Source organism: Dickeya aquatica (genome assembly GCF_900095885.1).
Lineage (GTDB): Bacteria > Pseudomonadota > Gammaproteobacteria > Enterobacterales > Enterobacteriaceae > Dickeya > Dickeya aquatica.
This window is the reverse complement of the sequence record NZ_LT615367.1, coordinates 1,945,711-1,960,589: the sequence shown is the minus strand read 5'-3', so window position 1 is coordinate 1,960,589 and position 14,879 is coordinate 1,945,711. Positions and strand designations below refer to the sequence as shown.

Below are 14,879 nucleotides of genomic sequence, written 5' to 3'. Positions count from 1 at the left end.
GAATAACGCTGACACATCACGTTATGACAAAGGGGAAGATTCGCCCCCTTGTTAAGAACCTGACGGGCTATTTCCCACCACCGATCAGATTTTTTTGCAAATATTATGGCTGGCGAATAATAAATTTACAGATCCCTTACTCTGCGGATTTTTTATTTCGACTGACTAACATTGTCATTTTTCGCTTTCGATTTCTTTACGAAAAAGAATCAAAAAAAAACCATTCCATTTTAATAAAATAATAAAAAACCGCCTTCATGGCGTTTTTAAAGATATTTTCACATCGGCAAAACCAAGGGAAACTTTAGCCGCAATGGTAAAATAAATTCAATTATTCTATATACATAGATGGAGCCATGTTTTTATTCATGGGATCTTTTGCATAAGGCAATTGGGTAAAGAACGCAGTAAGTCATACACATTTCAGTAAGCACCATGCAGTAGTCTATTTTCTGGCGAATATAATAAGGAGAAGTATTATGGTGATGTCTATTTCCTCCAGCTATTCAGGCTTATATAGCTCCATCATGCAGGTTTCGGGCACCAGTGCCACTTCCTCTTCCACGTCCTCCTCTGTGAGCGCAATTCCTTATCGCAAACAGGGAAATAATGAAGAAGGCGGGCTGTTTGCCGCATTGGCCAGTGCGTTATCCTCCATCGGTATCACGCTTGACAGCAGCACGGCGACCCGCGCCACCAGTTCCACCTCATCATCCACTGACTCAACCAGCAGCACCTCTGACACAACCTCTGCGAGTGCCAAAGAGGCCGTGGCAACGTTTTTGCATACGCTAATGGACACACTGCATAGCGTGGGTGCGTCATCCAACTCGTCATCGTTGTCAGACAACCCGATGAAGAATGATTTATCCTCGCTAATCAGCGCACTCTCCTCTGGCTCCAGTTCCAGCAGCAGTACGGTTTCCAGCAGCCAGTTGAACGCATTACAGAGTGCCTTCAGCTCGATGATCAGTGCACTGGGGGGTGACAGCAGCAATGCCTCTCTGTCCACGTTCCTGCAAAGCTTCTCGTCTTCACTGGCGTCATTCTCCTCTCAGGGTAACCTGGTGAATACGGCAGCCTGACATGTCATGATGAACGCCCTGCCCGTCAGGGCGTTTTCCTGCTGCGCTTTCCTTTTCGCTAAACAGTTTTGCGGCATTTTTCTGTGATATTCATCACACCATCATACGTTTAGATCATTGACTGCTCTAAAGTAAAAAATACAGTCAATACATACTAAAAAACCGAGTAACCAGCGGGAATCTTTTATTTTTAACGCTCTTGTCATGCAGTCAGGCCAGAGTCACCGCACCAAAATCATTCAATGTTTTTAATCAATTCGTTCATTTTTTCTTCCTGTTGCTTTCGGCTTAATACGCTTAGGCTGTCCGTCAGCACATCACCGCAGGGTGTGCCTGTTATCGCGTGGCCGATGGCACAGCAACACCATGAAACCTCGGCACGAATGCCCCATGAGTCAAGGAGACTACAATGCAATACACTGGGAAGTACCTGAAGAAAACCCTACTGGTGCTGGCCACCGTGGCGGGATTCAGTGCCTGGCAAAGCCAGGCCGCTCTCGCGCCGGATACCCGCTCACTGGATCAAATCTACCAAAATGCGCTCAAAGAAGGCGGCACCGTAACGGTATATGCTGGTGGTGATGTCCAGTCTCAACAAACAGGGTTCAAGCAGGCATTTGAGAACCGTTTTCCCGGCATGAAACTCAACATCATCGTCGATTACAGCAAATACCATGACGCCCGCATTGATAACCAACTGGCAACCAATACGCTGGTGGCGGATGTCGTGCAGTTACAAACCGTGCAGAATTTCCCACGCTGGAAAAAACAAGGCGTCTTGCTTAACTATAAGCCCGTCGGCTGGGACAGCGTCTACCCTGCTTTTCGTGATGCCGATGGTGCCTGGACCGGCGCTTACGTCATTGCTTTTAGTAATCTGGTCAACACCCAGTTACTCAACGAGAAATCCTGGCCGCGGGAAGCCAATGACTACCTGCGCCCTGACCTGAAAGGCAACCTGATTCTGGCCTACCCTAACGACGACGATGCCATACTGTTTTGGTACAAACAGGTGGTGGATAAATACGGCTGGGAATATGTTGAAAAACTGCAAGAACAAGACCCTGTCTATGTGCGCGGCACGAACGTACCAGGGGCACAAATTACCACCGGCAAATACAGCGCAACCGTTGCCAGCTCTGGCGCACTTGTGCCAGCCGCCAATGCCGTCACCCGCTTTGTATTACCGAAAACCGACCCCTTTGTCTCCTGGGCACAGCGTGCGGCCATCCTCAAACAGGCCAAACACCCTGAGGGCGCGAAACTGTACCTGAGCTGGCTGCTTGACCCGCAAACCCAGACGCAGGTTGCACGCATGTGGTCTGTTCGCACCGATGTCGCCCCTCCGGCAGGCTACAAACACATCTGGGAATACAGCAACACTAACCCGCAGGCATTCGCCGATTTTATGTCCGATCGCGGCGCAGTCGAACGTTTCCGGGCGCAAATGAGCTTGTATGTGGGTGAAGTCAAAGGCGACCCGACCCCCGGCTGGTTAGGCTTACACCCGGAAGCACCGCTGGCAAACTGATAAGCACTGTTTGCAATAACAGCCTGAATAGGCATTATCCATAACAGACTGCAACACCGGGAAAACCGATGCCGGATGGGGCTTCTCATCCGGCATGTTTTTGATGGTAAAATGATCTTTTCTCAATATCGGTACAAGGCTAAATCAGAGATCCGGGCCTTTTTTCAGGCTTCGGATAAATTCTTCCGGAGTCAGGTTATTTAACGAGGAATGGGGTCTTTGCTGGTTATATTCCTGTCGCCAGTGCTCGACTTTTTCCTGTGCATCGTCCAGTGACAGGAATCCGTGTACGTTCAGACACTCGTCCCGAAAACTGCCATTAAACGACTCGATCAGCACATTATCTGTTGGTTTGCCAGGCCGGGAGAAGTCCATTGTCACGCCATTCTCGTACGCCCAGTGATCCAACGTGTTAGAAATAAATTCACTGCCGTTGTAGGTCTGCAACTGTTCCTGTACACGCTTCGGTAACTGTTTCAAACGCGGCATCACAGCGACCACATCCTCACCGCATAGCCCCTGAGCGACCTGGATCGCCAGACATTTCCGACTAAAATACGAGCTTTGAGCATTCATCACCTCATGCTCACTATTTTTAACATTAACAGGTTTTGGAGGTGTTCTGAATTGCTGACCCACTACAGATCACCCGCGAAAAGCTGATGGCTTTTATTGCTCAGTAACCCTCGTCCAGAATTGTGATGGAAGCATGTGGTAGCGCAAATTACTGATCCCGTCAGTTTAAAACATTCGGGCATGATGTCAGATAAATCAGCCCATAATACGTATCGCCCTTTCGAATGGGAAATAAAAACGACAAAAATGACGCTACCGCTATCGTTGAGGCTGACAGTTGTCTGGGTATGCACTACGTACCGGGAAAAAGCATTGAGCAGCAGGATATTCAGTGTCTGCACCGGGTTCGTCAGCGGCTGGTGAAAAACAGAACGGTGCTGATTAATCAGATCAGGGGGCTGAGTCTGGAATACGGTATCGCTATACCGAAAGCTGCCTATAAAGTCATGGCCTGCCTACCCGACTATCTGGACGATGCGGAAAATGAACTCACTACGCTCAGTCGGGAACGCTTCCAGGAGATGTTGCTGGAGCTTCAGGACTGCCAGCAACGAATTAAAACTCTGGATGTACGCCTGAAGCAGATAAGTGCACAAAACGAGGATACACTCCTGTTGGAGAATATTCCGGGTATCGGGCCACTGGGCGCATCTGCACTGACGATAGATCTGGGTGACAGTAGGGATTTTATTAATGGTCGACATCTTGCCAGTTATCTGGGATTAGTGCCCGGTTAGCACAACAGCGGCGGTAAAACCAGACTTCTGGGAATAACCAAACGTGGTGATAGTTATCTGCGCGGCTTGCTTATTCATGGTGCCCGCTCCGTTGTTTATCGTACGGTGAATCTCTCAGATGAACGGTGTAGTGCAATCCAGAGGTGGCTGAGGGGTATTATTGTTCGGAGCGGAGTGAATGAAGCCGTAGTGGCGCTGGCGAACAAGAATGCCAGAGTGGCCTGGGCTCTGGTGAACCAGAGAACGGATTATGTTGCCAAGTAACAGTATGATTTATAAGAAGTCAAAAGTGTTGATGTACTGACAGGGAGAACCGACTCTCTGTAAATCTGACAAATAGCTGGGCCATAGCAGGTCATTGCGATAATGAGGCCAGAGAGTACGGATGTTCATCAGGGCTCACGAAGCCGGATATATGTGTGTGACTACGTTGTCAGAAAAAGATCTGCCCGTGCTTGCACTGGGTCGGTGTCCATATAGCTATTTAGATTTGTACCGATTATGCCAAAGATGAATTAATGGGATTTTTTTATAAGTGAATTTATCTCATTGAAAAAAAATAATTAACATGTTATATTGAAAAAGCCAATAAAAATAAAATATTATTGGTGATGTATTCGATACTATCTACTAATTCGTGGGAACATATATGTATAAAGAATGGAATAACACTAATTATATTGACATCCTTAAAGGGATTGGGATTCTATCAATAATAATAGGCCATTCGTGGTATTTTGCATCAAAATATGTGTATTCATATCATTTAGCTTTGTTTTTCTTTGTTTCGGGTTTTTTATATAATGAAGAACGTTATGGTCAAAATCCATTTTTGAACTTAGCCAGCAGAATAAAAAGCAATTATCCAAAATATCTATTTTACTCTGCATTAATAGGTGCTTTTCATAACTTTTTTATAGATGTTCACATATACAACGCATCGCAAGTGTATTGGACTTTCTATAATTTCAGAAATTATATTCTAAATAGCGCAGCGTTAACTAATTCTGAGCTTTTGTATGGCGCTACATGGTTTGTTTTACCTTTGGTTTTCTCCTCATCTATCTTTGGTGGAATAATTTATTTCGGTAATGTGATTAAAAATAGAACTCAGAGCCATTTGGCAAAAAACCTTGTCATTATAATTTTAGGATTGGTTTGTTGCGCATTAGGTTATGAAAGAATGGTTATAAAATTCATACTACCGATGCGGTTGGATGTCGCTCTGTTTGTGATCCCATTGTTTATTATGGCTTATTTTGTTAAGCTTTATGTTGATAATTATTACAAGTATCTGAAATGGTATATTGCTGCACTGCTGTTTCCATTAACCATATTTTTAACCTATAAAATGGGATGGTTTGTTTCCTTAGGTAGTCAAGATGTGATTTTTTATAGTTTTTATGTTTTGTCTGTTATCGGTATATATCAATGTATGTACTTGGCTAAATTAATAAAAGAAAAGCTGGGTGTGATTGCGAATATTTTTTCAATGATGGGGAAATATTCGTTTGAAATTATGGCTTTTCATTTCTTATGCTTTAAAATTTTTGATGTTCTATATAGTAAGGCTATAGGTGTAGAAGAACCATCAGTAATTGAAACACTGCCTCTTTCATATGAGTATTTGTGGCCTATCTACATATTAATTGGTTGCTTCGTTCCAACAGTATGTGCAGCATTCATTAAAAACAGTTTAAATATTCTTTTAAAAGTGAGTTCGAATACCGAATTTAAAAAGAACATACAGTCATAATATGTATTAGCTCAGACCTGATCTGACAGTTACCGGTTATTTATACAGGTGTCTGTCAGATTACATCTGGCTTAAATTTTTATCAGCCCAGATGCGTTTTCCATCAAGTAATGTTTCCATTGGCGTCCGCCCACAGCACATTTTTCCCTGATGGGTTCGCTCATTATTATAGTGAGTCAGCCATTCATCAAGGTCCGCTTGTAATGTGTCGAGATCGCCATATAACTTTTTACGGAACGTCACCTGATAAAACTCGTTCAGTATCGTTTTATGGAACCGCTCGCAGATACCGTTGGTTTGCGGCGACATCGCTTTGGTTTTCGTGTGGTCGATGTCATTTATCGCCAGATAAAGCTGGTAACAGGTTATTCGCCTGCATGATCCGGTAAATACGTTTGGGGTTAACCCGCCAGTTCTGTTCCTTCAGCACACGATTGAGGTGCGCCGTCACACGACGATAGCCGTTTGTCGCCCGCTCGCTGCATATCTGGCGGATAAGCGGTAACAGTCGGGCGTCATCATCTTTGCTGTAGCGTGCTGACCTGGGCTGGCGTTTCTTCAGCAGCCGTTCATAAAGATTCGAACGCGATACGCAGAGCACTTCGGCTATTCGGATGAGGGGGTATCGTCCGGTGGCAGCAATGGCATGCGCGATATCAACTTTTTTGCCTGGGCTATCTCAAGCGCGTCCCGAAGGATTTCGGCCTCCATCGTTTTGCGTCCCAGCATTTGTTCAAGCTGTTTGACTTTTTTCTCAAGAGCGTTGACCTCTGAGACGCTGACCACCTCGTCGCCTGCGGCGATTGCAGACTTCCCACCATCGTTCATGAGCCGTTTCCACTTAACTTAAAAAGAAGACTGGGTGTAATGCCATATTGCCGGGCAACGAGTGAGACGGTGTAGCCGGGCTGCATGGCGAGCGCAACAAAACGGGCTTTCTCTTCGGGAGTATAACGACGACGCTTTTGCTCGCCAGTGATCACTTCGATTCTTTGCACAGGACACTCCTTAAACATAGCTCAATGACTATGTCTTACTGGTGAAGTGTCCGGTTTAAACGGGGGCTACTACACCCACCGGTATCCCGTTCCTTGACCTGTGCATGTGGAAGGGAAGATTTCCATCCACTAAAGCCCGCTTTTGTACCTTTGAACTGAAGCACGCTCCGGTACGTGATCAGGTTGTTATTACAGCGCTGGCAGAATACGACGAGGTAATTTCATGGCAGGGCGTCAGGGCCGAAGAGTCACCGGCCCGAGCAAAGCTGCCGGAGTGGGAGGAGGATGCGGACAACACGCCGGGTCTGCATGTCTATCGGCCGATTTTGCGCTGGTTACATGCGGATGTATTCGCCATCGCCAAGCGGCACGGCATCAAACCGAATCCGCTTTATCAGCAGGATTGTAGCCGGGTTGGCTGTATGCCATGCATCCACGCCAACAAAGCCGAGCTGGCGGCGATATTTACGCGTTGGCCGGAGGAAATTGAACGTATCGCTGAATGGGAGCGGATTGTCGCTGCGTGTTCACGTCGCGGGAACTCCATGTTCTTCCCTGCTACGCAGGACTCGCACAAGGCGGAGCGCCGCATAGAGAGTATTACCGTCGAGTCACACGGCATCAAAACCTATCGCGATTGGGCTATGACGACTAGGGGGGGCGGCATTTCGATCTATTTGCGGGGTTAAACGACCAGTCGGTTTGCAGCAGTGTTTACGCCGGGGTTTGTGAGTGATGCCTGAACAGTGGGTCTATCACTGGAACGCTCCACGCCCGGCGATCTCCGCACCGTCGGGCGTGACTGCTATCCGCCCCTCTCTATTCGTTACCGATGCGGAACCGCATCCCGCCGTCACGCGGCATCTGAGCCGGATGGTTAAACGCGCTTTGGCCACAGGTGATGACCGGAATCTTAGTCAGGCCGTGGTGCAATTGGAACAGCGGGAGCCGAACGGCACCCAGTTGCGTATCCGTCGTGGTCTGGCGGAAATAGAGCGTCAGGGCCATCAGGAAACGATTAGCGGCTGGATGAAAACGCCGGAAGGCGTGGCCGCACGCTTACACGAGCAGCCGCCTTTTATCCGCGACGTTTACCGCCAAAAAATCGAATGGCTACGAGCGAACCGCGAGCCGCGACACATCAGCGCTTTTTTTATGGGAACCGTGAAAAAAGCGCTGTTGCGTTTGGATGCCGTGCGCGCACAGCAAGGTGTGCGTGATGGTTTTGCATCGGAACTGGCGGTCTATTGGGGGCCGCGTTGGTCACATCTGGCCGGGTTTACCAAGCATGAGGTGATCAATGCCGCGCATACCCTTGCGGCCGCCATCGTCGAAATGTTTGAAACCGAGTGCGGCCACACATCGCCGGAAGATATGACCTACGATGAAATTCAGTGGCTATATCGCCATCTTGGGCGCGAACTGCTGGCATTACGTGTGACGCCGCCGTGCTGGGGGTTGGTTATCGGTGATGAACAAGCCCGGCACCGCATCTATTCCGCCATTTTGCGCATCACCTCACCTGAATGGTGGGAGCGGAAGTTGTGGCGACTGCGTTGTGAATGGCGGGAAAATCAGTTTCGCGCCATCGGTGTGATCCACAAAAAACGAATGCCGTATGTCAGCCTTGATGCTCTCAACCAGTGGCAAGAGCAGCGCCGCAAGAATCGCGCTTTTTTCCAGACACATGAACTGGTTGATGAAGATGGCAACATCGCATCACTGGAAAACATGGTGTACGGCAGTATCAGTAATCCGGCTATCCGCCGTCATGAGCTGATGACCCGCATGGCCGGTGTTGAAATGGTGGCAATCGCGCGGGGTGATGAGGGTGTTTTCCTCACTATCACCTGCCCGTCGCGTTATCACGCTAACATCCAGAACGGTCACCAAAACCCTAAGTGGGATCATGCCTCTCCCCGCCAAGGGCAGCGCTACTTATGTCGTACCTGGGCTAAAGCGATGTCAAAACTAAATCGCCGAGGCCTGCGTCCCTATGGTTTCCGTGTTGCCGAGCCGCACCACGACGCTACCCCGCACTGGCATGTGTTGCTGTTTATGCCACCTGCCGACAGAAAGGCCATCACCGATATCTTGCGTGAATATTTTATTGCTGAAGACCGTGCGGAGCTGGGGCGCAACACCGGCGCACGATTCAAGGCTAAAAAGCTCGATCCAAGAAAAGGCAGCGCGACGGCTTACGTGGCGAAGTACATCAGTAAAAATATCGACGGTTACGCGCTGGATGGCGAGCTGGATAACGAAACCGGTAAGCCGTTACGTGAAACGGCAAAGTTTGCGATGGCCTGGGCGTCACAGCATAACATCCGACAGTTTCAGCCGTTCGGCCTGCCGCCAGTCACGGTATGGCGTGAACTGCGTCGCCTGGCAAACCAACTTACCGCAGCCCAGAAAGAAAACGGCACGTTCAAACGCGGGGCCGCACAGCTTGCTGACCCGGCAATGGATGCTGTATTGGCATCGGCTGACGCCGGTTGTTTTGCCACGTACATCGAAAAGCAAGGCGGCGTGCTGATCCCACGCGAGCGCTACACCGTGCGCATTGCCTATGAAGACGCTGACGAACAAAACACCTACGGCGAGACACCGGAAAAAATCTTCGGTGTGTTCTCCCCACGTCTGGGGGCTATCTCACGTATCTGCACCCGGTTAATCAAGTGGAAAATCCGCAAAAAACAGGCCATTGACGATGGTGCCAGCATTAGCACCAGGAGTGGTTTAGCCGTTACGTCGCCGACCGGCGACGCTTGGAGTTCTGTCAATAACTCTACGGGCGATGAAAAAACAGCCATTCCGGCAGATATAGACGGGGATGACTATGGGAGCTGTGAACCGCCAGATGGAGAAATTGACGATACATCCGCTCAAACCTTCACCGACTTTGAGCGCATGACCGCCCCGGAACGCCGGGCGCTGCTGTCCAGGTTGCGAACTCAACCGCCGGATCGGCGGAATAATCAACACTCGTCCACTACTCAACGGAACAAATCGGCTGAAAAACAGGCGGTTGGAAAACTGCCGGACGAGTGGCGCGCTAGTATTGCCGATTTCGCCCGCTCAATCGGCTGGGATGTCAGCATAGGAGAGGCAAGCAGGCTAGCAGCGGGTCATCCGATTGATTTTTGTGGACATCGTTATTACGCCAGAAGAAACGGGGAACTGTATCGTGAAGCAGAGAAGCAGCAGGTTGATAAGGCTGGTTTGATGCAGCGAGTAGCGGCGCTGCGTGAGTTGAGCCAGAGAAAAGATTAGATAATAAGTTAGTGTTGTTTTTCTCGTCTAAATGTCTTATTATTATCTTATCCCTAGCGGATATGCTCTTTAAAAACTGAGGAAACAGATGGTAAGGGTGATCTGGTCAAAGAAAGCACTGAAACAACGTCTGACTATCGACAAACGGTATCAGACCGCCATAAGTGAAAAGGTGACTGAGCTGGAAAATTTCCCTGCTGTCAGGCTGGATATTGTCCCATTGAAGGGGAAAGAAGGTGCGTTCAGGCTGAGGGTTGGCGACTATCGGATCATTTTCCAAATTACCAAAGGCGAACCGGTGATCTGCGAAATCAAAGAGGTTAAACGCAGAACGTCAACAACCTACTAATCAGGCGGGGAAACCCGCCCGTTTCCTCAATGACATAACGAAGGCCGCGACTCATAGATACCCGGATAAAAATATGTCAAAACTACAATATATCAACGATGTAAACGGCAATCCGCAATTCGTTGTGTTGCCGATAGATGTGTACGAAAGCCTGCTCTCCAATGATGATAGCGGGTATGAATCCATTCCCTATGCCGCCGACGAGCATGATGATGAAACCGTGCCAAATGAGGTGGTCAACATTATGTTTCGTGACGATATCAGCCTGTTGGCCGCATGGCGTGTTTACCGTGGACTATCTCAGTACGATGTCGCGGAACGGCTGGGGACGACGCAATCAGCGGTGTCTCAGTGGGAGGCGAAAGATTCTCGACCACAGAAGAAAACCCGCCAAAAACTGGCTGAACTGTATGGATGTCGTCCTGAACAGATGATTTTGTAAATTTATAACCTTCTCTGAAACCTGCTTCGGCAGGTTTTTTTTGCCACAAATGCGCCGCACAAACCCGCACAATTTTGCACAACTTTTTTGATGCTATTTTTCCGCTTTCCGCCCGGTACGCACGCGCGCCGGGCCGGTTTCTGCACTTGCACAAAAAATGAAGCGAGAGCAGCGCGCAGGTGACGGGGGAACAGCCCCCGCGATGGGGGGTAGGCAGGGCTCCCCGTCGATGTGCCAAATCCGGCCTATTTCCCGGCCTGCTGCGTGCGTATTTCCCTTCGGGAGACGCGGCGCGGCATCCGGTGTGAGCGCCCGATGGCGTGGCGCTGATGCGGTTTTATGTGGGTGGGAAATGGTGGCGTTAGCCGTTGATCTGAAAAGAGATTACGCGTGGGTGACGTGAAAGTTTTTGAATAAAAACCGCCGCGTGAGTACGGCGGCAGCGGCGGGGTATCACTCGGCTTTCAGCAGGGCGTAAGGGTTGAAGCGGATCACCTCCATACCAAGCCAGTCATTCACATGCTTCAGCGCTTCCATTACCGGCATTAATTCGTTGATGGCGAACACCCGCGCGGCCTTCTCCACATCGCCAAAAGAACCGTTGCCTTCCGGCATGGCCCCCATCAGTTGCGGCGGTACACGGTGCGCCGCGAGGATGTCGTCACGCGTCACCGATTTGATATTCAGGAATTCGTCCTTGGCGGATATCTGGCTGAAGGGAATAATCTGCACCCCTTTTTCACCGCCGCCCGGCGCATGTAACAGCAGGTTTTTAAACGCGCCTTTGCCGCGTGCTTCCTTGAGCGTTTTCTTCACGCTCTCCATACTCTCGTTATCCACCTGGGATGCACCGATGTAGATAATGCACCCGGCGTGCGAACCGTTGTCATAGTAGAGTTTGCGGAACATATCGGCGGAGTGTGACAGGCTGGCCGACAGCAGCGCGCCCATGTACTCCGGCATACCGTAGATCTCCTGATGAATATCCGGGTTGATGACGTGGCACACGCTGTCGGTATCAAACGTGTATTCATCTTTCCACTGGCGGATAAACCAATAGGTATTCAGGTCGCTGCCGCGCCGGGTGTACTTGGCCGGAACGTGGCGCAGGGCAAGCACGCCGCCCAATCGGTTGACCCGTCGTTCAAGATAACCGTTGCCGAAAACAAACCAGTCGAGCACGAAGGCAGAGAACGCCTGACGCGACAATAACGGGTGCGGGATAAAGCACCCGGTCAGCGCATTGCGTTTGAAGTACAGCGCCGACTGGTGCCATGACGCGCTGCCAAATGCGCGAGCCAGCCCATACCAGTCCACCGGGGTATCGTAATAACGGCCATTGTCGGCGCAATACATGTTATCCAGCAGGTCATGGCCGTCCATGACCGGATAGGGGCCGTCAAAGGTAAACGCACTCAGCCCCGGATCGCTTTTCAGGGCCGAGGCCATATCCGGCTGACTGGCGTTAGCCGCCTGATGTGTGCCGGATTTGTTTTTTCTTTTCATCAGAACTCCATCGCAAAGCCACCACCGCCCTGCTCCTGGCCAAGTGGTTCATTGATGACGGCCAGCATGGTTGCCCAGGCCAGATCGCCATGATTAGAGCCGCGTGCGCGGTCGGTGTCGTAAGTCATGATGCCACCCGGTGTCTTGACGCGCCGCACGGCGTTAAACGCATTAATCAGTGCGCGTTCGCTGTGGTCGTACTCCCAGCGACCGGCACGAATGACCTGAAGCATTTTCAGCACTAAGGCGCGTTTGGATGACACCGACATCAGGAAGCACACTGCCGCCGGGAAGAATTTCTTCACAATCTGGTAGACTGCTTCACCGATACCGGTGCCATCGATAGCGATGTGCTGCACGTTGTATTTGAAGGTCAGAGCCTCGATAACCTTCGCCTGCTCTTCGAACTCCAGGCCGCGTATCTGCTGGGTTTCGATAGTGCGGAACTTGCCGCCTGCCACCAGGGGGGGTACCACCACCGAGATGGCCCCGCTGTCGCCGTTACCGCTGCTGCCGTTGGCGTCATAACCAATCCAGACACCGCGATCGGCCATCGGGCGTGATGCGAACGGCTTCCAGTCCGGCCACTCGTCGTAACCGTCGGTACCGCAGCCGATCAGGGCGTTAAGATTAAACGCGGATTCGCCATCCCGGACGAACTCACACATATACAGGTTGAGAAAATCATCTCCGCTGTTTTCATCCTGAATTTCCTCCAGGTCGGTGTATTCCCAGCCGTGATCGATAACATCCTGTAACGTCACAATCTGACGCCAGGTTTTATCCGGGCATAGCAAACCGCTATTGAGCGCTTTCCAGGACACATCAAACTCAACTTTTTTCGCCTTGCTGCGCTTCTCATTCCAGCGTGCGCCCGTCCAGAACGGGTACGCCTGCCGACGAGATGCGATCCGGGTAGATGTTTTTGCCGTTTTTCTTGTAGATGAAATTCAGCAGGTCAATTTCAAGCACCGATTGATCGTCAATCGACAGCTTGTAGTAGGTATTTTTCAACGCATAGGTGACTGACGTGTCTTCACCTTGCTTGGATTCGCCGCCATCAATCTCGGTAATACGGCCGCGCATCTCGACTTCAACCAGCTGGCTGTCGCCGTCGGTGTAGTATTCCCCGGCAAAGCGCAGGCGAATTTCATCAATATCGCCGCCGTATTCCTGCAACAGTTTTTTCTCCATGCCGCCCACCACCATCTGGGCTTCCAGCGCACCGGAGTCCATACCGAGATCGACCGCCACCGAGCCCATCATGCCCGCACCCTGAAAATCCTCTGTCTTGCGGGTTAATTTTGGCAAGGTCACTGCTGTAACCTTGCCTATCTGGTTGTTGCCGTTCACAAAACAGGTGAACAGGCGCAATTTATGCGGTACAGCCATTTACACCCCTCCCAGCGATGAGAACGCGGAGTCAAAATAATCATCGGTGAACGTCTGGTATAACGTCAGGTCTTCCAGCGGCGGCACCGGTGTGTACTTGTAACGCACGCGCACTTGCCCCTGTCGCAGGCCGGTGGTGGGGTTGTCCTGAATATCGAACCAGCATTCCCCGCCGATAAGCCTGCCCGACGTAACCAGAGCACTCAGCTTGCCGTTGATGCCGTTCACCACGTCTTTGACATTGGCCGGGGTCAGTGGCTCGTCAACAACCTCAAACTGCGCTTCTGCGATACTGTCAGCGAGGATTTGTGCGGTACGGGTGTACACCTCAAACAGGTAATCATGGGTGTCTGCGGTACGGTTGCCCCAGAAGCGGAACCCATTGCGCTTAATCAGCGTGGTGATCTCCTGATTGTTGAGTTCATTCGCGTCGCTGTCTTCGGCCTGAAGCGACCAGAACACATCCCGCGAGATGCCTAATACATTATTCACGGCCACGTTCGACAGCGACTTATGCCAGCCCTGATCGTTATCAATCGCTGCGCGCAGGCCGCAGGCATAGGCCGCTGCCGGAAAGGTTTCATTGCTGCCGGTCAGCGGGTTATAGGCGATAAAATCCGGCCAGATCAGCATCAGCTCCCGATACGCAAACTGCGCACGGTAGGTGATGGCCTCGGCCATCGTGGTGCAACCGTGACACCCGGCATAGACAAACGCGCACAGGTTTTGCGCAATCACGCACAGCGCTGACGTCACTTCGGCGGTGTCATAGTCCGGTACTGCCAAAATCCGGGGCCGGTAATTAAGTTTTGCTTCTGCCGTCAGCAAGGCATACATGCCGGTATAACTGCCGTCAGCTGCCGTCCCGCCGATAATCAGCTGAGACTGGGTTTTGTCGCCGCCTTCGGTTGCTGCCGCCACCCGTACCACAATCACCTTCGTGCTGGCCTGGTCAGCAATTGCCTTCAGCGTCTTGTAGAGCGAGCCGGTTTTACCCGCCTTGCCCAGCAGGCTATTTACCCGTGTGATGAGCACCGGGGTATTCAGGGGAAAGGTGCCTGCATCCGCGTCTTCCGCCACGGCCACCACGCCAATCACACTGGAATCAATGTCATTGATTGCGGCCACCAGGTCGGTATTTTCACGAACACGCGCACCGTGGAAACGTGTCTCTGACATGTTCACCACCATTACGTTATTGAGTTCAGGGCGATAATCCCCGATATCCGCCGCG

9 protein-coding genes and 6 pseudogenes are annotated in these 14,879 nt (G+C 50.7%); 8 read left to right on the top strand and 7 right to left on the bottom strand.

What is annotated here, in order from left to right:
- Positions 1–479: 479 nt before the first annotated feature.
- Positions 480–1,085: a hemagglutinin gene (locus DAQ1742_RS08865; protein ID WP_071604082.1), complete on the top strand. Its 606-nt coding sequence runs from the start codon at positions 480–482 to the stop codon at positions 1,083–1,085.
- 409 nt (positions 1,086–1,494) lie between these two features.
- Entirely contained in the window at positions 1,495–2,616 is a 1,122-nt protein-coding gene (locus tag DAQ1742_RS08860; protein WP_035342496.1) for an ABC transporter substrate-binding protein, read from the top strand.
- 144 nt (positions 2,617–2,760) lie between these two features.
- Here DAQ1742_RS08860 and DAQ1742_RS08855 read toward each other — a convergent pair.
- Positions 2,761–3,171 (bottom strand): annotated as a pseudogene (locus tag DAQ1742_RS08855) (integrase core domain-containing protein); the annotation flags it as partial.
- Between the two features lie 89 nt (positions 3,172–3,260).
- Here DAQ1742_RS08855 and DAQ1742_RS20950 point away from each other — a divergent pair.
- Both DAQ1742_RS20950 and DAQ1742_RS08845 read left to right on the top strand, forming a co-directional pair.
- A pseudogene (locus DAQ1742_RS20950) lies at positions 3,261–4,193 on the top strand (IS110 family RNA-guided transposase); the annotation flags it as partial.
- Between the two features lie 385 nt (positions 4,194–4,578).
- A complete protein-coding gene (locus DAQ1742_RS08845; protein ID WP_035342502.1) occupies positions 4,579–5,685 on the top strand; it encodes an acyltransferase family protein in 1,107 nt (368 codons plus the stop codon).
- A 60-nt stretch (positions 5,686–5,745) separates the two neighbouring features.
- On the opposite strand, the pseudogene DAQ1742_RS08840 reads toward DAQ1742_RS08845, so the two are convergent.
- Together DAQ1742_RS08840 and DAQ1742_RS20540 are read right to left on the bottom strand one after the other, a co-directional pair.
- Positions 5,746–6,045: pseudogene (locus DAQ1742_RS08840) on the bottom strand (integrase core domain-containing protein); the annotation flags it as partial.
- Positions 6,044–6,683 (bottom strand): annotated as a pseudogene (locus DAQ1742_RS20540) (transposase); the annotation flags it as partial. The pseudogenes DAQ1742_RS20540 and DAQ1742_RS08840, both read right to left, overlap by 2 nt.
- Positions 6,684–6,757: 74 nt before the next feature.
- On the opposite strand from DAQ1742_RS20540, the pseudogene DAQ1742_RS08820 reads away from it, so the two are divergent.
- From DAQ1742_RS08820 to DAQ1742_RS08805, 4 genes and pseudogenes are all read left to right on the top strand, one after another.
- Positions 6,758–7,419: pseudogene (locus DAQ1742_RS08820) on the top strand (phosphoadenosine phosphosulfate reductase domain-containing protein); the annotation flags it as partial.
- On the top strand, positions 7,419–9,956 hold the full coding sequence (locus DAQ1742_RS08815; RefSeq protein ID WP_035342508.1) for a replication endonuclease: 2,538 nt from the start codon (positions 7,419–7,421) through the stop codon (positions 9,954–9,956). The pseudogene DAQ1742_RS08820 and the gene DAQ1742_RS08815, both read left to right, overlap by 1 nt.
- Positions 9,957–10,044: 88 nt before the next feature.
- Positions 10,045–10,305, top strand: a complete 261-nt coding sequence (locus DAQ1742_RS08810; protein ID WP_035342511.1) for a type II toxin-antitoxin system RelE family toxin — start codon at positions 10,045–10,047, stop codon at positions 10,303–10,305.
- 73 nt (positions 10,306–10,378) lie between these two features.
- Positions 10,379–10,747 (top strand): helix-turn-helix domain-containing protein, encoded by a 369-nt coding sequence (locus DAQ1742_RS08805; protein WP_019843868.1) that lies wholly within the window; start codon positions 10,379–10,381, stop codon positions 10,745–10,747.
- A gap of 453 nt (positions 10,748–11,200) precedes the next feature.
- On the opposite strand, the gene DAQ1742_RS08800 is transcribed toward DAQ1742_RS08805, so the two are convergent.
- The 4 genes and pseudogenes from DAQ1742_RS08800 to DAQ1742_RS08785 all read right to left on the bottom strand — a co-directional run bounded on the left by DAQ1742_RS08800 (position 11,201) and on the right by DAQ1742_RS08785 (position 14,824).
- Positions 11,201–12,253, bottom strand: coding sequence for a phage portal protein (locus tag DAQ1742_RS08800; RefSeq protein WP_035342514.1), 1,053 nt, complete (start codon positions 12,251–12,253; stop codon positions 11,201–11,203).
- Positions 12,253–13,203 (bottom strand): annotated as a pseudogene (locus DAQ1742_RS08795) (phage terminase large subunit family protein); the annotation flags it as partial. The pseudogene DAQ1742_RS08795 and the gene DAQ1742_RS08800, both read right to left, overlap by 1 nt.
- Positions 13,112–13,645: a phage major tail tube protein gene (locus tag DAQ1742_RS08790; protein ID WP_035342518.1), complete on the bottom strand. Its 534-nt coding sequence runs from the start codon at positions 13,643–13,645 to the stop codon at positions 13,112–13,114. The gene DAQ1742_RS08790 and the pseudogene DAQ1742_RS08795, both read right to left, overlap by 92 nt.
- Positions 13,646–14,824, bottom strand: a complete 1,179-nt coding sequence (locus tag DAQ1742_RS08785) for a phage tail sheath subtilisin-like domain-containing protein (protein WP_035342521.1) — start codon at positions 14,822–14,824, stop codon at positions 13,646–13,648.
- Positions 14,825–14,879: the final 55 nt, after the last annotated feature.

Excerpts from the sequence above, each read along its gene's own strand:
- DAQ1742_RS08865 (WP_071604082.1), top strand. The coding sequence starts at position 480 with ATGGTGATGTCTATTTCCTCCAGCTATTCAGGCTTATATAGCTCCATC.
- DAQ1742_RS08860 (WP_035342496.1), top strand. The coding sequence starts at position 1,495 with ATGCAATACACTGGGAAGTACCTGAAGAAAACCCTACTGGTGCTGGCC.
- DAQ1742_RS08845 (WP_035342502.1), top strand. The coding sequence starts at position 4,579 with ATGTATAAAGAATGGAATAACACTAATTATATTGACATCCTTAAAGGG.
- DAQ1742_RS08815 (WP_035342508.1), top strand. The coding sequence starts at position 7,419 with ATGCCTGAACAGTGGGTCTATCACTGGAACGCTCCACGCCCGGCGATC.
- DAQ1742_RS08810 (WP_035342511.1), top strand. The coding sequence starts at position 10,045 with ATGGTAAGGGTGATCTGGTCAAAGAAAGCACTGAAACAACGTCTGACT.
- DAQ1742_RS08805 (WP_019843868.1), top strand. The coding sequence starts at position 10,379 with ATGTCAAAACTACAATATATCAACGATGTAAACGGCAATCCGCAATTC.
- DAQ1742_RS08800 (WP_035342514.1), bottom strand. The coding sequence starts at position 12,253 with ATGAAAAGAAAAAACAAATCCGGCACACATCAGGCGGCTAACGCCAGT.
- DAQ1742_RS08790 (WP_035342518.1), bottom strand. The coding sequence starts at position 13,645 with ATGGCTGTACCGCATAAATTGCGCCTGTTCACCTGTTTTGTGAACGGC.
- DAQ1742_RS08785 (WP_035342521.1), bottom strand. The coding sequence starts at position 14,824 with ATGTCAGAGACACGTTTCCACGGTGCGCGTGTTCGTGAAAATACCGAC.